The 18867-nt window shown below is 70.5% G+C and carries 18 protein-coding genes; 9 read left to right on the forward strand and 9 right to left on the reverse strand.

Annotation, left to right across the window (positions count from 1 at the left end; translation table 11 throughout):
- Positions 1-40: 40 nt before the first annotated feature.
- Positions 41-2422 carry a transglycosylase domain-containing protein gene (locus tag A6048_RS02380; RefSeq protein WP_107749352.1) on the reverse strand — a complete coding sequence of 794 codons (2382 nt, stop codon included), beginning with the start codon at positions 2420-2422 and terminating at the stop codon, positions 41-43.
- A 271-nt stretch (positions 2423-2693) separates the two neighbouring features.
- On the opposite strand from A6048_RS02380, the gene A6048_RS02385 reads away from it, so the two are divergent.
- The gene (locus A6048_RS02385) at positions 2694-3071 is read left to right on the forward strand and encodes a WhiB family transcriptional regulator (RefSeq protein WP_170114850.1); all 378 of its coding nucleotides are present in this window, start codon (positions 2694-2696) and stop codon (positions 3069-3071) included.
- 222 nt (positions 3072-3293) lie between these two features.
- Here the strand turns inward: A6048_RS02385 and bagB are convergent, their stop codons facing one another.
- Both bagB and bagA read right to left on the reverse strand, forming a co-directional pair.
- Positions 3294-4400, reverse strand: a complete 1107-nt coding sequence (gene bagB, locus A6048_RS02390) for an ArsA family ATPase (RefSeq protein ID WP_107749353.1) — start codon at positions 4398-4400, stop codon at positions 3294-3296.
- A gap of 1 nt (position 4401) precedes the next feature.
- Positions 4402-5478 carry an ATPase BagA gene (gene bagA, locus A6048_RS02395; RefSeq protein WP_235027333.1) on the reverse strand — a complete coding sequence of 359 codons (1077 nt, stop codon included), beginning with the start codon at positions 5476-5478 and terminating at the stop codon, positions 4402-4404.
- Positions 5479-5544: 66 nt separating this feature from the next.
- On the opposite strand from bagA, the gene sp36 reads away from it, so the two are divergent.
- The 3 genes from sp36 to A6048_RS02410 are packed head-to-tail and all read left to right on the forward strand — an operon-like array spanning position 5545 to position 7044.
- Positions 5545-5715, forward strand: coding sequence for a Sp36 family protein (sp36, locus tag A6048_RS02400; RefSeq protein ID WP_107749354.1), 171 nt, complete (start codon positions 5545-5547; stop codon positions 5713-5715).
- Positions 5715-6194, forward strand: a complete 480-nt coding sequence (locus A6048_RS02405) for a RidA family protein (protein WP_107749355.1) — start codon at positions 5715-5717, stop codon at positions 6192-6194. The genes sp36 and A6048_RS02405 overlap by 1 nt, the downstream gene beginning before the upstream one ends.
- Positions 6195-6204: 10 nt before the next feature.
- A complete protein-coding gene (locus A6048_RS02410) occupies positions 6205-7044 on the forward strand; it encodes an MBL fold metallo-hydrolase (protein ID WP_107749356.1) in 840 nt (279 codons plus the stop codon).
- A gap of 136 nt (positions 7045-7180) precedes the next feature.
- On the opposite strand, the gene A6048_RS02415 is transcribed toward A6048_RS02410, so the two are convergent.
- Positions 7181-7885 (reverse strand): Crp/Fnr family transcriptional regulator, encoded by a 705-nt coding sequence (locus A6048_RS02415; RefSeq protein ID WP_107749357.1) that lies wholly within the window; start codon positions 7883-7885, stop codon positions 7181-7183.
- Between the two features lie 317 nt (positions 7886-8202).
- Between A6048_RS02415 and nth the strand changes: the two genes are divergently transcribed.
- The 4 genes from nth to A6048_RS02435 are packed head-to-tail and all read left to right on the forward strand — an operon-like array spanning position 8203 to position 11919.
- Positions 8203-8997 (forward strand): endonuclease III, encoded by a 795-nt coding sequence (gene nth / locus A6048_RS02420; protein ID WP_372450624.1) that lies wholly within the window; start codon positions 8203-8205, stop codon positions 8995-8997.
- Positions 8994-9659, forward strand: coding sequence for a TlpA family protein disulfide reductase (locus A6048_RS02425; protein ID WP_107749359.1), 666 nt, complete (start codon positions 8994-8996; stop codon positions 9657-9659). Before nth ends, A6048_RS02425 begins: the two co-directional genes overlap by 4 nt.
- Positions 9656-10726 (forward strand): NUDIX hydrolase, encoded by a 1071-nt coding sequence (locus tag A6048_RS02430; RefSeq protein WP_235027334.1) that lies wholly within the window; start codon positions 9656-9658, stop codon positions 10724-10726. Before A6048_RS02425 ends, A6048_RS02430 begins: the two co-directional genes overlap by 4 nt.
- Positions 10723-11919: a MarP family serine protease gene (locus A6048_RS02435; protein WP_107749360.1), complete on the forward strand. Its 1197-nt coding sequence runs from the start codon at positions 10723-10725 to the stop codon at positions 11917-11919. The genes A6048_RS02430 and A6048_RS02435 overlap by 4 nt, the downstream gene beginning before the upstream one ends.
- 209 nt (positions 11920-12128) lie before the next feature.
- Here the strand turns inward: A6048_RS02435 and A6048_RS02440 are convergent, their stop codons facing one another.
- From A6048_RS02440 to A6048_RS02455, 4 genes are all read right to left on the reverse strand, one after another.
- Positions 12129-12998, reverse strand: coding sequence for an alpha/beta fold hydrolase (locus A6048_RS02440; RefSeq protein ID WP_235027335.1), 870 nt, complete (start codon positions 12996-12998; stop codon positions 12129-12131).
- A gap of 95 nt (positions 12999-13093) precedes the next feature.
- Positions 13094-13609: a phage holin family protein gene (locus A6048_RS02445; RefSeq protein WP_107749361.1), complete on the reverse strand. Its 516-nt coding sequence runs from the start codon at positions 13607-13609 to the stop codon at positions 13094-13096.
- An 81-nt stretch (positions 13610-13690) separates the two neighbouring features.
- Positions 13691-15658 carry an acetate--CoA ligase gene (acs, locus tag A6048_RS02450; protein WP_107749362.1) on the reverse strand — a complete coding sequence of 656 codons (1968 nt, stop codon included), beginning with the start codon at positions 15656-15658 and terminating at the stop codon, positions 13691-13693.
- Between the two features lie 144 nt (positions 15659-15802).
- Positions 15803-16639 (reverse strand): PRC-barrel domain-containing protein, encoded by an 837-nt coding sequence (locus tag A6048_RS02455; protein ID WP_107749363.1) that lies wholly within the window; start codon positions 16637-16639, stop codon positions 15803-15805.
- A 162-nt stretch (positions 16640-16801) separates the two neighbouring features.
- On the opposite strand from A6048_RS02455, the gene A6048_RS02460 reads away from it, so the two are divergent.
- Positions 16802-17560 carry a Fic family protein gene (locus tag A6048_RS02460; protein ID WP_107749385.1) on the forward strand — a complete coding sequence of 253 codons (759 nt, stop codon included), beginning with the start codon at positions 16802-16804 and terminating at the stop codon, positions 17558-17560.
- A gap of 423 nt (positions 17561-17983) precedes the next feature.
- Here the strand turns inward: A6048_RS02460 and A6048_RS02465 are convergent, their stop codons facing one another.
- Complete coding sequence (locus A6048_RS02465) at positions 17984-18814, reverse strand: HAD family hydrolase (protein WP_107749364.1); 831 nt, start codon at positions 18812-18814, stop codon at positions 17984-17986.
- Between the last annotated feature and the right edge of the window lie 53 nt (positions 18815-18867).

Here is an 18867-nt window from a genome sequence, read left to right on the forward strand (position 1 = left end):
CCTACCGGCGGCCGCGGGTACCCTCCCCCCGCCGCGGCGGCTACCTCGGTGGCGAGATGGTGATGGGTGCGAGCCCGGGGACGTTGAGGACGACGGGCTCGTCGCCGATCGCTGCCCCCGGTCCGGAGGCGCCCTGGCCGCCGGCTCCCCGCGTTCCGGCACCGCCACCGCCCGACCCGTCGGACACGCGGAGGGTGATCTGGGATCCGGGGATCCCGGTCCCGCCGTCGAGTCCCACGACAGTCCCGTACGGGCGGCCGGTGCCGGACACGAACTGGGTGTTGACGACGAATCCGGCGCCCGTGAGCAGCGAGGTGGCCGCCGACTGGCTCATCCCCTCGACATCCGGTGTCCCCGTGCCGCTGGTGCCCGCCTGGTACGCGGGATCCGGGGCGGGCAGCTGGACCGGGCCGTAGATCTCGGCGATCGGGGCGAGCGCGGAGAACCAGGTGTTGGCCGGCTCCAGACCTCCGAAGAGGTTGCCGAACGAGCACTGCCGCAGCGGGCTGGTGCACAGCTCGCTGGTGGTGGTGCCGTCGTTGAAGGCGTAGACGGCGGCGGAGTAGTTGTTGGTGAAGCCGAGGAACGCCGAGGAGCGGTTGGCCTCGGTGGTTCCCGTCTTGCCCGACATGGGCAGGCTCCACCCGGCGGCGCCCGCGGCGCCCGCGGCGGTGCCGGCCCCCACGTGGTCCTTGGACAGGGCCACGGAGAGGGTGTTCGCCAGCCCCGGCTCGACCACCTGCTCGCACCCCGGCTCGGTCAACTCGACCGGCTTGCCCGTGCGGTCGGTGATCGACTCGACGGGACTCGGCGGGCACCACATCCCGCCGGAGGCGAGGGTCGCCCCGACGTTGGACAATTCGAGCGCGTTGACCGCCGTGGGGCCGAGGGTGAACGATCCCAGGTTGTTCTTCTTGATGAAACCGGCGATCGAGTCGCCGTCCGCCGCGGTCCCCTTGCGGTCGTAGGACCGCATGCCGAGCCTCACCGCCATGTCCACGGTGGGGGACACCCCGACGTCCTTGATGAGGTTGACGAAGGTGGTGTTGGGGGACTGCGCGAGCGCGTCCGAGACGGACAACGAACTCGGGTACGACCCCGCGTTCTCCACGCAGTACTCGGCGGGCGGGCAGCCTCGCGCACCGCCGGCACCCAGGCCGGAGACCTGGACGCGGCGCGGGACCGCCAGGTTGGTGTTGGTGCCCATGCCCTTCTCCATGGCCGCGGCCACCGTGAAGACCTTGAACACCGAGCCGCCACCATCACCGACCAGTGAGAACGGCTGCGGCTGGACGGTCTGGCTGTCGCCCAGTTCCAGGCCGTACTGGCGACTCGAGGCGATCGCCACGACCTTGTGCGACTCCCGGCCGGGGCGCACGACGCTCATGACCTCGGCCACGCCCTGACCCGTCGGGTTGCCGTACGTGTTCAGGGACCGCTGCACCGAGTCGTGGACGGTCGGGTCGAGGGTGGTGCGGATGGTGTAGCCGCCCTGTTGGACCATCTCGCGGCTCAGGCCGTTCTGGTCCAGGTAGTCGAGCACGTAGTCGCAGAAGAACCCGCGGTCACCTGCCGTGATGCACCCGCGGGGCAGCGAGTTGGGGCGCTCCAGCACACCGAGTGGCTCGGCCGCGTAGGCCGCGCCGTCGCCCGGCGTGATCGCGCCGGTCTGGACCATGGTGTCGATGACGGTGTCGCGGCGGTTCTTGGTGTCCTCGGGGTTGGTGTACGGGTCGAACCTGCTGGTGGACTGGATCATCCCGGCGAGCATGGCGGACTGCGGCACGGAGAGATCCGCGGCGTCGACGCCGAAGTAGGTCTGTGCGGCGGTCTGGACTCCGAAGGAACCGTTGCCGAACGAGATCAGGTTGAGGTACTTGCTGAGGATGTCGTCCTTGCTCATCTCGCTGTCGAGCGTGAGGGCCATCCGGATCTCTTTGATCTTGCGCGCCGGGGTGGTCTCGACGGCGGCGCGTCGTTCCGCGTCGTTCTCGGCGGAGACGAGGAACTGGTAGTTCTTGACCAGCTGCTGGTCGATGGTCGAGGCGCCCTGCTGCACGTCCCCGGACGTGGCGTTGGTGAGCGCCGCGCGGATCGTGCCACGCCAGTCCACACCGTTGTGGTCGGCGAACCGGCGGTCCTCGATCGCGATGATCGCCAGCTTCATGTTCTGCGAGATCTCCTCGCTCGGGACCACCACCCGTTGCTGGTCGTACAACCAGGCGATGGGCGTCCCGTCGGTATCGGTGACCGTGGAGATCGACGGCAGGTCACCCTTGATCAGGTCCGCCGAGGTCCCGGAGAGCGAGTCCGCCATCTTGTTTGAGGCCAACCCCGCCGCCCCGGCGATCGGGAACAACGACCCGGCCGCCACCACCCCGGCGGCGACACAGGTCGCGACCAGCTTTCCCAGCGAACTCATAGCCGACACGGGGCCAGGGTACGTGAACACCCCTGTCGCGCCACCCCGTGAGGTCTGGGCAGCACACGACTCTTTACTTCTGTTGTGTGACTACGGTAACAATATGAGGGAACGCGGGACGTTTCGAACCCGGATGAGGTCGTAGTCCGACGGCATTCTCGGCGGAGAGGCTCCCGCGGACACCGTGGGCCTGCCGCGCCGGGTGGGCCCAGAAGGCCGGAGGCGTGTGCGGGAGACCCGTCCGCGACTCCACACAGACAGGGGTACATCGATGACGGCCACCCTTCCCGGGACCTCCCGCACAGACGACGCCGGGGTCCGCCCCGGTTCCAGCAATCCTCTCGGGTCCGAGGAGACGATCATCGGGGAGGGCCGCCAGGAATGGGTGGCCCAGGCCCGGTGTAAGGACATCGACCCGGACGAGCTCTTCGTCCGTGGCGCCGCCCAGCGCAAGGCGGCCTCCATCTGTCGCCACTGCCCGGTTCTCCTGCAGTGCCGCGCCGACGCGCTGGACAACCGCGTCGAGTTCGGGGTCTGGGGCGGTATGACCGAGCGTCAGCGCAGGGCCCTGCTCAAGCAGCACCCCGAGGTCCGTTCCTGGGCCGACTTCTTCGCCCAACAGATCGAGCGACACACCGTCATCTACTGATCGGCGTCATCTGCTGGTCGGCCCCGTACCCCGACACCGACGCGACCCGCGGCACCCGCCGCGGGTCGCGTCGTCTGATCAGCCGGTCACCGGGTCAGCCGGACGTCTGTTCAACCGGGCCTCACCTCACCAGGTGTCCTGGTCAGCCACAGCGCTGGTCAGCCACAGTGCTGGTCAGCGGCAGACCTGGTCAGCCACAGTGCTGGTCAGCGGCAGACCTGGTCAGCCGCAGAGCTGGTCGCCGACCGAGCGCAGCGCCTGCAGGTTGGAGATCTCGAACGGGAGCGAGGGCACGCCCACGATCCGTACGTCCGGATGGGTGTCGGTGAACGACTCCAGCAGGCGGACCTCCTGCTTGGCCGTCCCGGCCCGGTCGGCGTGGATGCGCAGGACCGCCTCGGCCTCGGGGTTCCCCGCCAGCCGATCGGCGGCCGCACACGCCTGCTCGGCCGTCAGGTCCGTGAGTCGCGGGTGGGTGCGGTTGATCACGACCCCCGCGAGCGGCATCTCCTCCTCCGAGAGCCGTTCGGCGAAGAACGCGGCCTCGCGCAGGGCGGGCCGTTCCGCGGACGAGACCACCAGGAACTCGGTGCCCTTGCGGCGCAGGACCGCCTGGGTGCGGGAGGCGCGGGTGGCGAACCCGCCGAACGTGGAGTCCAGGGCCACCACCATCTCCGATGCGTCCTTGAGCATCGACGAGCCGACGACGGCCGACACCCCCCGCATCGCAGTACTCATGGCGCCCGTCATCAACCGGCCCACCCCGCGGCCGGGCGCGGCGAACACCCGCATGAGGCGGCTGTCCATGAAGGCGCCCAGGCGGCGCGGGGCGTCGAGGAAGTCGAGGGCGTTGCGCGAGGGAGGGGTGTCCACCACGACGAGGTCCCACGTCGAGTCCTCGAGCAGCTGCCCCAGCTTCTCCATGGCCATGTACTCCTGCGTCCCGGCGAAGGACGTGACCATGGTCTTGTAGAAGCGGTTGTCCAGGATGGACTGCGCCTTCTCGGGCGTCGTGTTGGCGGTGACCAGCTCGTCGAACGTGCGACGCATGTCGAGCATCATCGCGTGTAGCGACCCGTCCGAGTCCGCGTGCTCCGGCCCGAGGTCCACCCGGGACGGCTCGTTGGAGAGGCTGTCGATGCCCAGCGCCTGCGCGAGGCGCCGGGCGGGGTCGATCGTGAGGACCACGGTGTCGCGGCCGAGCTCGGCGGCGCGCAGGGCGACCGCCGCGGCGGTGGTGGTCTTGCCCACGCCGCCGGCTCCGGTGCAGACCACGACGCGGGTCGCGGGGTCGGTGAGCATGGCCGTGATGTCGAGACGACGGGTCATATCAGTGCACTCCCTGATCGACGAGGGCGGAGGCGAGGTCGTACAGATCGGCGACCTCGACGCCGTTGGGCAGGGCGGGCAGCACGAGGGTCGGGCAGCCGGAGGAGGTCAGCGTCTCGCCGGCCTTGAGCTGACCGCGTGCGACGCGCGCGTGTTCGATGGCCTCCACCAACAGTCCCTGCAGGCCCTCGTCGTCGAGCTCCACACCGGTCTCCTCGAGCCCGGCGAGCACCGCCTCGGCATCGATGTCCTCCTCGGCGATCCGCTCGAGCGCGGCGTCGTCGAGGTGCCTGGTCTCGGCCCGGTTGATGATCACCTGGCCGACCCGCAGTTCGTGGGAGCGCAACTCCTCGATCGCCTCGATGGTCTCCTGGACGGGCAGGGACTCGAGGAGGGTGACCAGGTGGACGACCGTCTGCGGGGAGTGGACCAGCTCGGAGACGGCATCGGCCTGACGACGAATGGGGCCGCCGGCGGCCAGGTCCGCCATCGCGGTGGTCACGTCGAGGAACTTGCCGATGCGGCCCGTCGGCGGGGCGTCCACCACCACGGCGTCGTACACCACCTCCTTCTTGGCGTGTTGGCGCGTGACGACCTCGTAGATCTTCCCGGTCAGGAGCACGTCCTTGAGTCCGGGGGCGATGGTGGTGGCGAACTCGATCGCACCCACCGACTTCATGACCTTGCCCACCACACCGAGGTGATAGAAGGTGTCGAGGTAGTCGAGCATCGCGGCCTCGATGTCGATGGCCAGCGCGAAGACCTTGCCGCCGCCGTCGACCCGGGCCACCAGCTCCTCGCGATAGGGCAGCGGGGCGCGGTCGAAGATCCGCGAGATGCCCTGGCGTTCCTCCACCTCCACCAGCAGCACGCGCTTACCGGTCGAGGCCAGTGCCAGCGCGAGCGAGGTGGCGACCGTGGTCTTGCCCGTTCCCCCCTTGCCGGACACGTAGTGGAGATCGGCACGGGCGGAGGAGTCGGACCAGCCGGTGGACAGCTCGTCGGCGATGCTCGACCGCGTCGACTGTGCCTCCTGCGTACGTGTCGCCTGCGTTCCTGGAATGTCGGTGGACGGCATGCGTTCCAGACTAAGCGCATCCACCATCGCGCGCGGGCTGCTCTCGACTTCCCTAGAGTGGGGGTCATGAGCGAATCCACCTCCGCAGCCCGGTTCGAGTACGCGACCGTCCCGCTGCTCACCCACGCCACCAAGCAGATCCTTGACCAGTGGGGCAGTGACGGCTGGGAGCTCGTCTCCGTGCTGCCCGGGCCCACCGGCGAACAGCACGTCGCCTACCTCAAGCGCCAGCTCTGATGTCGGAGGGCGAGGGCGGGGGTTACTGGAGTCGCAAGCTGGAGCAGCTGGGGATCGAGCTGCCGACCGTTGTCCCTCCGCTGGCCAACTATGTCCCCGCCGTACGGACGGGGGCGTACGTCTACACCTCCGGTCAGCTCCCGATGGTCGACGGCGGCCTCGCCGCGACCGGCAAGGTCGGCGCCGAGGTCAGCCCGGAAGCGGCCGCCGATCTCGCCCGGACCTGCGCACTCAACGCGCTCGCAGCCATCGACGGCCTGGTGGGCATCGACTCGGTGGTGAGGATCGTCAAGGTTGTCGGGTTCGTCGCCTCCGCCCCCGGTTTCAACGCCCAGCCCGCCGTGGTCAACGGCGCCTCGGACGTGTTGGGTGAGGTCTTCGGCGACGCCGGGGTCCACGCCCGCTCGGCCGTCGGCGTGTCCGAGCTGCCGCTCGACGCGCCCGTGGAGGTCGAGCTCATCGTCGAGGTCGAGGGCTAGGGCCGGAACCATGGCGACGACCGGCGGTCTGGCCCCGATCACCTTCCCCGCGTACGAGACGCTTCGCCCCGTCACCGACCTGTCCGGGGTGATCCTCTGCGACAACCCCTCGGAGATGACCTTCGAGGGGACCAACACGGTCGTGCTGCGGGCCCCGGGATCGCCCACCGCAGTCGTGGTGGATCCCGGGCCGGACGATCGCGCGCACGCCGAGCGGATCGCCGCCATCGTGGGGGAGATCGAGCTCGTCGTCGTCACCCATCGCCACGGCGACCACACCGACGGGATCGACCACCTCCGGGCGCTGACCGGCGCGCCGGTCCGTGCGGTGCAGGAGCGGTTCTGCCGCGATGCCGAGCCGCTGGTCGACGGCGAGGAGATCCACTCCGCCGGGCTCGACATCATCGTGCTTGCCACGCCCGGGCACACCGCGGACTCGGTCAGCCTCGAGGTGCGTCCCGCGGGTACCGGGTTCACCGCGCCGGCGGACTGCGTGGTGCTGGGCGACACGATCCTGGGCCGCGATTCGACAGTCCTGGACTCCACCGACGGCGATCTGGGCGACTACCTGGGCAGTATGGATCTGCTGGCCGCGCGGGCCGACGGCGTGACGGGCATCCCCGGGCACGGGCCGGATGTGGAGAACACCGGCCGCGCTGCGCAGGTGCTCGGCCGCCACCGTCGCGACCGGCTCGAGCAGATCGTGGCGGCCCGAGACGAGCTGGGCCGCGACGCCTCAGCTGAAGCGATCACCCGGCACATCTACCGGGACGTGACGCCGTTCCTGCTGATCGTCGCCGAGCAGTCGACCGTCGTGGCCCTGCGCTACCTGGACCGCCTCGACGCCTGATCCGCCCCGGCCCGCCCAACCGCTCCGGCCCGCCCAACGAAAAGAGCGTTCCGCGCACCCCTCTCTCGGGGGATGTGCGCGGAACGCTCTTCTCGATGAGGCCGGTCTCGATGAGGCTCGATGAGGCCGGCGGCGCTCAGCGGGCGCGGCGGGCCAGGCGCTCGGTGTCGGAGATGATGACGCTCTTGCCCTCGAGGCGCAGCCAGCCGCGGTGTGCGAACTCGGCCAGGGCCTTGTTGACCGTCTCGCGGGACGCGCCGACCAGCTGGGCGATCTCCTCCTGCGTGAGGTCGTGCGTCACGCGGATGTTGCCGCCCTCCTGGGTGCCGAAGCGCTGGGCCAGCTGCAGCAACGCCTTGGCCACGCGACCGGGGACGTCGGTGAAGATGAGGTCCGCGAGGTTGTTGTTGGTGCGGCGCAGGCGGCGGGCCAACACGCGCAGCAGCTGATCGGAGATCTCGGGACGCTCAGAGATCCACCGCTTGAGCGCGGAGCGGTCCATGGACTGCACGGAGACGTCGGTGACGCAGACCGCCGAGGAGGTCCGCGGACCCGGGTCGAAGATCGACAGCTCACCGAACATGTCCGACGGGCCGAGGATCGACAGCAGGTTCTCGCGACCGTCGGGCGCCTTGCGGGAGAGCTTCACCTTGCCGGAGGTGACGATGTACAGGCTGTCGCCCTGCTCGCCCTCCCGGATGATCACGTCACCCTTCGAGTACTCCTCGCGGGTCAGGTCAGCACGCAGCGCCGAGACGGCCGCGGGCTCGACACCCTGGAAGATGCCGGCCCGGGTGAGTACGTCGTCGGCAGACTGGTCCGTGCGGCGATCTATCGTCACAGTCTGTGACCCTCCCGTTCGGGCGTGGACGAGCGAGGTCCGCGCCATGGCGTGCGTGTGGCGAAAGCCACTGTAGCCGTTCCGGTGCCCGAGGTGTGACCAACGCGCGGCTACCCGGGTGGGTCAGGGGTCGATCTTCTCCGGCTCGGCCAGGATGGCGGCCTCGAACTTGTCCATCAGTAGGGCGAAACCGGCGAGGAGGACCGGGACCAGGACGACGAGGATTCCCTGCATGCCCCCGAGTAAACACCCCCGGGGACCGGCACGCACGTGCGACCCGGCGCACCCGAGGGTGGTCCGGGCCGTAATGTGGACTCATGCCCGACCCCGCTCCAGCTTCCGTGAAGCGCCGCAGACGAGGGGTGGCCGCGAGGGGGGTGGAAACCGACCTCGGGCGCACCCGCCGCGCCAGGCGCATGCTCCGCACCCTCGAGGACGCCTTTCCGCACGTCTACTGCGAACTCGACTTCACCGACCCGCTCGAGCTGAGCGTCGCGACGATCCTGTCCGCCCAGTGCACCGACAAGCGGGTCAACGAGGTCACGCCGGCGCTGTTCGCCCGGTACCGAACGGCGGCGGACTACGCGGGCGCGGACCGCGACGAGCTCGAGGCGCTGATCCGGCCGACCGGTTTCTACCGCAACAAGGCACGGAGCATCCAGGGCCTGGGCGCGGCTCTGGTGGAGAAGTACGACGGCGAGGTGCCGGGGCGGCTCGAGGACCTGGTCACCCTCCCCGGATTCGGACGGAAGACGGCCAACGTGGTGCTCGGGAACGCGTTCGGCGTGCCCGGTCTGACCGTGGACACCCACTTCATGCGACTGGTGGCGCGCTGGAAGTGGACCGAGGCCACCGACCCGGTCCGCATCGAGCGGGAGGTGGCGAGGCTGCTCCCGCGCGCGGGATGGACCGACGCCAGTCACCGGATCATCTTCCACGGCCGCCGGGTGTGTCACGCACGGACCGCGGCCTGTGGTGCGTGTGTCCTGGCCGACGACTGCCCGTCCGCGGGTGAGGTCGGCCCGCTCGATCCCGTCGCTGCCGCCCGCCTCGTGGCGGGACCGGAACGCGAACACCTGTTGCAGCTGGTCGGACTGGGGGATCAGGTGTGAGCGCCTCACTGAGATGGTCGTTGGTGGCGCTCGTGGCGCTGATCGGCGTCGTCGTCGCGCTGGTCTCCACACTGGGTGACGACCAGGAGTCCGGGGGAGCCGCGTCGGCACCGACCGCGCCCCCGGTGGGCGCACCTCCGCTCGACGAGCCGCAGACCGTCGTGGACCCCGACACCCGCGCGACGGCCGGGCTCCCGGAGTGCCGCGACAGCGCAATGGCGGCCACCACCGCGGGCCCCGTCGCCGGGTTCATGGTGCGGTGCATGGACGACGGCAGCACCACCACACTCGGCAAGATCCAGGCGGGCCGTCCGATGGTGGTCAACCTGTGGGCCTACTGGTGCGAGCCGTGCCGCAGGGAGCTCCCTGCCATCCGGGACGCGCAGGCCACGCTGGGCGACCAGGTCCGGGTGGTGCTGTCCCACACCGATCCCTCCGAGACCAAGGGGTTCGACACCCTGGCCGCGCTCGGGATCGAGGAACTGATCTCCGTCTCCGACCAGGACGAGGAGCTGCCGAGCCTGCTGGGGGCGCCGCCCGTCCTGCCGCTGACCGTGTTCGTCCGCGCCGACGGCACGGTGGCGCACGTGCTCATCGAGCCGATGGACACCGAGCAGGACGTGCTCGACGCCGTCTCCGAGCATCTGGGGGTCACCGCATGACCGGTTCCACGCGGGACGCCCCCGTGCCCCGTCCCGGCGACGTGACCGGCGTACCGCATCCCGGGTGGATGGATCCGCTCATGGCGGCGTGTACCGACGGCAGCTTCGACGGGCTGCTGCCCAGGCGGCGCCCGCCCGAGGACCGCGGCCCCAACGAGGTCGGTCGTCCCCATCGGGACGCCGCCGTGCTGGTGCTGTTCTCGGGTTCGGCGGACGCGCCCGGCCCGCACCCCCCGGAGGACGCCCGCGTGCTGCTCACCCACCGCGCACCCACGCTGCGCAACCATTCGGGTCAGATCTCGTTCCCCGGTGGCGGGGTCGACGACACGGACAGCGGACCGGTCGAGGCGGCCCTGCGCGAGGCGTGGGAGGAGACGGGGCTGGAGAGCCACGGCGTGGACGTCCTCGCCGTGTTGCCCGAGCTGTACATCCCGGTGTCCAACTACTCCGTCGCCCCGGTGTTGGCCTACTGGCGTGAGCCGATGGAGGTCTCGTCGGTGGATCCGGGCGAGACCGCGCGGGTGATGACGGTGCCGGTGAGTGAGATGCTCGACCCGGCCAACCGCTTCCTGCTCCGGCACACCACGGGGTGGACCGGACCGGCGTTCCAGCACGACGACCTGGTGGTGTGGGGTTTCACCGCCGGGATCCTGGCCGCGATGTTCCACTCCGCCGGCTGGGACCTGGACTGGGACACCGACGACGTGCGGGATCTGGAGCAGACCCTGGCGGCCTCCGGCAACGGCGAGCAGCACCGGATGTCGGCGGAGGAGGCGCGACGCGAGTCCGACGACCCGCTGGCCGACAGGACGGTGGCCGGGGTGCCCGGCGCACGATCCGGCCTCGCCGCCGCCGTGCCTGAAGCCGCCGTGCCCGCCGACGCCGCCTCCAACGCCGCCCCCGACGCCGTGCCTGATGCCGCCGTGCCCGACACGGCCGACACTGTCGACGGCCCGGTTTCCGCCTCCAGGACACTGTCCGACGCCGCGCGGGGCGGTGTACCCGTGGACGACGACGAGGAACCGCTCGACCTGCCCGCAGACGATCCCCGGAGGGGGTACCGGTGACGGGCTCTCAGTGGCTCGACCTCGCCCTGTACGCGCTCGCCGCGGCGGCGGCCATCTCGGGCTGGATCAACGGCGCCGCGGCGTCGGGTTTCGCACTGCTCGGCGTGGCGATCGGTGCCACCTCCGGACTGCTCGTGGCACCCCACCTGGTGAGGGAACTCGACTCACCGGTGGGCCGGCTCGCGGCGGGACTGGCCGTGATCGCGGTGATGGTGATCATCGGCCAGATCGCCGGGGTGACGATCGGCCGCGCAGCCAGGCGCTACATCTCCGGGGCCGGGGCCAAGATCCTCGACAGCACCGTCGGGGCCGTCTTCCAGGCCGCTGCGATGCTGCTGGTGGCGTGGCTGGTGGCCATCCCCGTGGCGGCCCAGGAGGGCCCGGGGCTGGGCAAGGCCGTGCGCGGGTCGTCGGTGCTGGCCAAGATCGACGACGTGGCGCCGGAGCAGATGCAGCGGATCCCGGCGGCGTTCACCTCGGTCCTCGGCACCACCGGGTTCCCGGACATCCTCGGCCCGTTCGGCACCACGCCCATGCAGGAGGTGCCCCCGCCCGACCCGGTGCTCGCCGGGTCGGAGGTCGTGGCGTCGGTGCAGCCGTCCGTGCTCAAGATCCTGGGCCGCGCCGAGTCGTGCAGCCGTGCGCTCGAGGGCTCGGGGTTCGTCGCCGCCCCCGGGCTGGTCATGACCAACGCGCACGTGGTGGCGGGCACCGGCTCGGTCAGCGTCGTCGCCGGCGATCAGGAACTCGAGGCGGACGTGGTGGTCTACGACCCGGGCGTCGACGTTGCCGTCCTGCGCGTGCCGGGCCTGCAGGCGCCGGTCCTGCCCTTCGCCGACGATCGGGCCCGGAGCGGTGACGACGCCATCGTCGTGGGTTATCCCGGCAACGGCCCCTATCGGCCGGACGCCGCCCGGATCCGCGAGCGGGTGACGTTGCGCGGCCCGGACATCTATCGCGAGGCGACGGTCGAGCGCGAGGTGTACATCCTTCGTGGGGCGGTGCGCGAGGGCAACTCCGGTGGACCGCTGATCACGCCTCAAGGGCAGGTCGTGGGAGTGGTGTTCGGAGCCGCGATGGACGCCGCCGACACCGGGTACGCGCTCACCGTCGAGCAGGTCCTCCCGCAGCTCCAGCTGGCGGTCGACTCGCTGGAGCCCGTCTCCACGGGAAGCTGCGTCGGGGCCCGCTGAGCGGAAGCTCCTAACCCCTAGCCCTCGCCCCGCTCTCGCCCCCTAACCCTCGCCCTCTCGCTCACCCCGCTCTCGCGGCTCGCGCTGCGCGAATGGTCCGCCTTGGCAGCGCACTCCGACGATCAACGTGCAGAGGGGGCGCGTAAGTCGAAGGGGGGTGGCGAAGTCCCGCGTGGGTGGATCTGGCTCCAGGGGATCGTGCCGAGCGGTCAGAGCCCGTTCACGTGGCGCGCGAAGTCCACGATCAAGCGGGACGTGGCCCGGGGTTGTTCCATCGCCGGGTAGTGCCCCGCGTCCGGGACCAGTTCGGTGCGCAGATCGCGGGCCCACGACGCCGACGAGCGGACCGTCTCCGGGCGGATGAACCGGTCCTCGGCGCCGCTGATCCCCAGCACCGGCTGATCGAGCACTCCGGACACCGTGCGGCGGAAGTCGCGGCCGTCCGGACGGAACTGACTGCGGACCATCCAGCGGCGGGACTCCAGGGACAGGTGCGCGACCTTGGGGATGAGCATGGCCCGCCTCAGCAGCGCGGCGGTCTCCCGGAAGTCGTCGGTGTCGGGCCACGCCGGGCCGGAGCGGGCCCTGAGCATCGACTCCACCGACGCAGCGCCGTCTGCCGTGAGGTGCCGCTCGGGTAGTCGGGGTGCCTGGTCCGCCAGGAGGCGGGGGACCAGGGCGCGACGTTGCGCGCGATCGCGGAGCGCGGCGCGGCGGGTGGCCAGGGGGTGGGGGGATCCGATGACGACGAGGCCCCGCACCGCGCGCGGCCGCCGGTACGCGGCGGTCCAGGCCACGAATCCGCCCTCGCCCTGCCCCACGATCACCGCGGAGGAGTGCCCGAGCGCCCGGATGAGGTGGGTGATGTCGGAGGACAGCGTCCACCCGTCGTAGCCGCGAGGTGGCTTGTCGGAGTCGCCGTGGCCCCGCAGGTCCACCGCGACGGCGTGGAAACCGGCCTCGGCCAGCGCGACCACGGGTGCACGCATGGTCCACCAGATGCCGCCCAGACCGTGGATCATCAGCACCAGCGGTGGGAGTTCCCCCGGGGTGGTGTCGGTCGGGAGGGCCTCGGCCACGTGCAGGCGGATGCCGTTGGCCGAGACGTCACGATGCCGCCACGACCCGTCGATCCTGACGATCGACGGGTCGGGCGGCCGGTGTGCTGGAGTCTTCAGCTGCGCGAGGCGGGCTGGGGCGTCTCGGAGACCCGCACCGTCCCGGGCCGCGGCTCGGCGCCCGTGGGCATGGCCAGCTTGAGGTCGGACACCGAGTCGATGGTGCGCTGGGGCTTACGGATCTTCTTGATCTTGCGGTACCCGAGAAGCCCGCACACCGCCGCCAACAGCACCAGCACGACGAACACGATGAGGAACCCGATCCAGTCCCACGTCTTGGTGCCGAACCACAGCGAGATGAGCTTCGCCCACATGAAGACGAACGGGAAGAAGGACATGAGCAGCAACACGAGCGCCGCGACGAAGAAACCGGACCCGGTGGCCGCCTTCTTGACCTGCTCGGTGACCTCGGTCTTCGCCAGTTCGATCTCCGCGCGGACGAGCGTGGACATCTGTGTCGTGGCGTTCTTGACCAGGGTTCCGATGCTGGCGTCGCCCCGACCGATCGAATCCGCGTCGTGCAGAGGGATCGATGCCTCGGTCGGCGAGTGGGTTCCCTGGGCGTGGCTCACGGTTGTTCCTCCATTGTCAGGCGACGGATGCACCGCCGTCCATCGTGCCACGACACGTGGCTGCCTTCACCCGCTACCCGGTCAGCCGCGGGTGCCCTTCTCCCTGATCTGTTCCATGATGGTCGGATCGGACAGCGTCGAGGTGTCCCCGCCGTCGCGGCCCTCGGCCATGTCCTTGAGCAGGCGCCGCATGATCTTCCCGGACCGCGTCTTGGGCAGCTCGGGCACGATCGTGATGTCGCGCGGCTTGGCGATCGGGGAGATCTCCCGCGAGACCTCGGCGCGCAACTCGTCGATGAGCTTCTGGCGGTCCTCCTCGGCGTCGACGCTGCCGCGCAGGATCACGTACGCGACGATCGCCTGGCCGGTGGTCTCGTCGTTGGCTCCGACGACCGCCGCCTCGGCGACCGCACGGTGGCCCACGAGGGCGGACTCGACCTCCGAGGTGGAGATCCGGTGGCCGGAGATGTTCATGACGTCGTCGACGCGGCCGAGCACCCACAGTGCGCCGTCGGAGTCCCACTTGGCGCCGTCGCCGGCGAAGTAGTAACCCTCCTCCGCGAACCGTGACCAGTAGGTGTCGCGGTAGCGCTCCATGTCGCCCCAGATGCCGCGGAGCATGGCCGGCCACGGCTCGGTGATCACCAGGAAGCCCTGCTCCTCCGGCGCGACCTCCTTGGCGTCGCTGTCCACGATCGCCACGTTGATGCCGGGGAGCGGCCGCATGGCCGAACCGGGCTTGGTCTCGGTCACGCCCGGCAGTGGGGAGATCATGATCGCGCCGGTCTCGGTCTGCCACCACGTGTCCACGATGGGGGCCTTCCCCCCACCGAGGTTGTCGCGGTACCAGCGCCACGCCTCCGGGTTGATCGGCTCACCGACGGAGCCGAGCAGGCGGATCGAGGACAGGTCGTGCTCGGCCGGGATCTCGGCGCCCCACTTCATGAAGGTCCGGACGAGTGTCGGCGCGGAGTAGTAGATGGTCACGCCGTACTTCTCGATGATCTGGAAGTGGCGGTGCTCGTCCGGCGAGTTGGGGGTGCCCTCGTAGACGATGCACTCGGCGCCGTTCGAGAGCGGGGCGTACACGCCGTACGTGTGGCCGGTGACCCACCCGACGTCCGCGGTGCACCAGTAGACGTCCTGGCCGGCCTTGTGGTCGAAGACGTTGTGGTGGGTGTACGAGGCCTGGGTGAGGTAGCCGCCGGAGGTGTGGACGATCCCCTTGGGCTTGCCGGTGGTGCCGGAGGTGTAGAGCAGGAACAGCGGGTGCTCGGAGTCGAAGGCCTCCGGCGTGTGCTCGGGGGACTGCTGGGGGACCACCTCGTCCCACCAGACGTCGCGGCCCTCCGTCCACTCGACGTCCAGGCCGGTGCGGCGAACGACGAGGACGTTCTGCACGGACTTCGCGTGCCCGTCGACACCCTCGAGGTTCCCGGCCAGCGCGTCGTCGACTCCGGCCTTGAGCGGGGCGGGCTTACCGCGACGGAACTGTCCGTCGGCGGTGATCACGAGCTTGGCCTCGGCGTCGTCGATGCGGGAGCGCAGGGCGGCGGGGGAGAAGCCGGCGAAGACGACGGAGTGGGTCAGTCCGAGGCGGGCGCACGCGAGCATCGCGATGTAGACCTCGGGGAGCAGCGGCATGTAAATGGCCACCCGGTCGCCGGCGACCAGCCCGAGGGAATGAAGGTAGTTGGCCGCGCGGCTGACCTCGTCCTTGAGTTCGGCGTAGGTGATGTCGCGGGCGTCGTCCTCGGGCTCGCCGATCCAGTGGATCGCCACCCGGTCGCCGTTGCCGGCCTCGACGTGGCGGTCCACGCAGTTGTAGGCGACGTTGAGCGTGCCGCCCACGAACCACTTGGCGACCGGGGCGTCGGACCAGTCGAGGACCTCGGACCACTCGGTCGACCAGTCCAGACGCCGTGCCTGCTCGTCCCAGAACGCGAGTCGGTCGGAGGCTGCCACGTCGTAGAGATCGGCCTGCGCGTTGGCCTGTGCGGTGAAGTCGGGCTCGGGGGCGTAGGTCTGGGTGTGGTCGTGATCGGTCATCAGCGGCTCTCTCTCGGGATATGTGTTCACGGCGGCCGGAATCGACACGGCGGAAACGACCGGACCGGTTTCTGTGAGCGTAGTCACATACCTTTCGCCGTGTTTCGCAACACACCCGATGGGGGGACGCGGGGGGAGAAGGGGTCAGGACCTCGGCTCGCGCCCTGGGGAATCGTCCGTCTCACTGCCGTCGTCAGGGGTGCCGCCGGCACCCTCCGGGGCCTCTGTCTTCCCGGTTCTCCGGCCTTCGCCCACCGTGGTCTCCGGCGACCTCGTCGTCGTCACCCCGGACTTCCCCCCGGCCTTCGCCGCGCCCTCCGGTGACTTCTCCCCGGCGGTCACCGCGTCTCCCCGGGACTCCCGCCCGGGCCGCTTCGTCCCGGGCTCGTCCTCTGCCTGCGTCGCCTCTGCCTGTGTCGCCTCTGCCGGAGTCGACTTCGTCGGCGTCCTCGTGTCCGGCCTCGCCTTGTCCTGCCTCGCTTTGTCCTGGGTCGCGTCGCCCGGCGTGTCCGCCTCGCGGGCCTTCTTCACCGCGGGCGCCTTGTCAGGTTTCTTCCCAGGCTTCGTCTCGGGAGGCGTGTCCGCAGGCTTCTCTGTGGGCTTCTTCCCGGGCGTCGATTCCGCCTTCCTCCCGGGCGCGGACGGCGAGGCCTCGCGGCCGCGCACCGGGGCCTCGATGCCGTAGTACTCCAAGAGCCGGTGCTCCTGGTCAGGGGTCAACGCGTCCTCGGTGTGGTCGGGGCGTGGCGAGTCCCGGATGATGGCGCGGGTGTGGTCCACGTGCAGCTCGTCGTCGATGAGCCGTGCGCCGTGGAGGGGGACGATGGCATCCGAGGAGAAGATGCCGGTCGAGACGGTGGCAAAGGTGATCTTGCCGCTGGCGTCGTCCACGTAGACCTGGCGGACGGCGCCGATCTTGGTCCCTGTCGAGTCGAATGCGGTCGCGTCGAGTAATGCGTCGAGCTGGTCTTTGAGGGTCACGGGATCTCCGGGGGGTCGAGGTGGGCACCGGGGCCGGGCGAGCCCTTGAAGTACTGGTGATTACACCAGCTCGACAGCGGTTGAGCCGGGTGTTGGCAGCCTGTGTCGGCGGATTGCGACGCGCGGGGCGGTGGTGACCCGCGGGTCGGTAACCTCGTCGGGGTGAACCCTCGAGCCCAGGACCCCCTCGCCCCGCTGCTCGCGCTCCCCGGCGTCGCGGAGGCATCGGAGGCCGCCAGGAGCGCGCTCGCCACCGTCCACCGGCATCCCGCCAACCGTCGGGGCTGGCCCACGACAGCGGCGGAGTCGGTCCTGCGCGGGGCCCGGGCCTCGGCCGGCGTGGAGGGCGCGTCGGTGCGACTGGACGCCGACGGCGACCACGACGAGGTGCTCGCCGGCGCCCTGCGGGTCGCCGTAGAGCTGACCGGGGAGTCGCTCGACCGGGCCGTGGCGGTGTGGACCCGTTCTCCGCTGCAGGAGCTCGCCCACCTGCACCTGCTGGCCGCGTCCGGCCCCGACGTGGACGAGGCCGCCCTGGGCCGGCCCCGATCAGACCAGGGCGTGGCCGAGCGGCTCCTGGGGTTGGCGGAGCTGGTGACCGGTGGGACGAAGGTGCCCGCACCCGTCCTGGCGGCGGTGGTCCTGGGCGAGCTGTCCGGACTGCGGCCGTTCGGGTCCGCGGACGGCGTGGTGGCCCGGGCGGCGTTCCGGCTGGTGACCGTGTCCACCGGTCTCGACCCGCACTGTCTGGGCGTGCCGGAGGTGACCTTCTACCGAGATCCCGCGGCGCACCGGTCGGCCCTGGAGGGTTTCGTCTCCGGCACCGAGCAGGGCGTCGGTTCGTGGATCCTTCACTGCTGTAGAGCGCTGGAGGCCGGTGCGCGAGAGGCGACCTCGATCGCCGATGCCGCCGGGGGCTGAGCGTCCTACTCCTGACACGCGAATGGCGGGTCGGCACGCGTGCCGACCCGCCAACTCACTGCGGTTCCATCGAGAGATCCGGGTACCAGGCGTCCTGTGGTCCGCCGTGTGGCCGGTCCGGGACAACCGTCGGTGACGGCTGGCGCGGACCCACGGCTGGGTTGCCTCTCGGGCGTTATCCGTCGCGTGGGTTCCGGAGTATCGATGACGGTGTCTCGGACGGGGGACCATGACTTCTCTTCCGTCACCGTCCTGGCGTCTTCGTCACCGTGCCCTGAGCATGCCGCGCGGACAGGCACCCCGGCGATGGGGGGATCCCACAACGAACCCGGGGACTTGCGGGTGATTCCCGCCATCGCCTCCCGCCGGCCCGGCGACGGATGATGAGGTGTTGCGCCCGAGGGGCGGGTGGAGGGACCAGGCTCAGTGGTCTCGCCGCGCGGCGCGCGCGAAGGAGAACGTCGCGGCCCCCACGGCGAGCGCGATGGCCCCGACGCCGACGATCGGTCCGGTCGCACGTTCCAGCGTGGGCAGCAACGGGGTGGGGTTGGAGAAGGTGAGGATGGGCCACCCGCGCTCCAGGGCCTCGCGGCGCAGGGCCCTGTCCGGGTTGATCACGGTGGGGTGGCCCACCTCCTCGAGCATCGGGAGGTCGGTGGACGAGTCCGAGTAGGCGTACGAGCCCTCCAGGTCGTAGCCGTAGCGCTCGGCGAAAGCCCGGATCGCCTCGGCCTTGCCCGGCCCCTGGCAGTAGAACTCGATCGCCCCGCCGTACCGCCCGTCGGCGTCGCGGTTCATCCGGGTGCCGGCGTAGTGGTCCACGCCGAGCATCCGGGCGATCGGCGCCACGAGCTCCTCTCCGGAAGCGGACACGATCACCAGGTCGTGCCCGAGGGCGCGGTGTTCGGCGAGCAGTTCCTGTGCCTCGGAGTAGACGGTCGGCGAGACGGTCTCCGTGAGCGCCTCGGTGACGATCCGCTCGACCTTCGCGGGCTCCCAGCCCTTGGTGGCGGTGGCCATGGCCTGGCGCACCTTCTGCATCTGCTCGTCGTCGGCGTCGGAGAGACTGAACGCGAGCTGCGTGTAGGCCAGGTCGATCACGGAACGACGCGATAGCAGCCCCTCGTCGAGGAACGATTTGTTGAACGCGAACACCGACGAGGTGGCGATGATCGTCTTGTCGAGGTCGAAGAACGCGGCGATCCGGCGAGGTCGGTGCGATGACCGAGGGCCCTGGCGGCGTGGGGCGGACACGTCTCCACGATACGGTTCTTGTGCTCATGGCGTGGATAAGTGATACTGATCAC

This window comes from Dietzia psychralcaliphila, from assembly GCF_003096095.1.
Classification (GTDB): Bacteria; Actinomycetota; Actinomycetes; order Mycobacteriales; family Mycobacteriaceae; genus Dietzia; species Dietzia psychralcaliphila.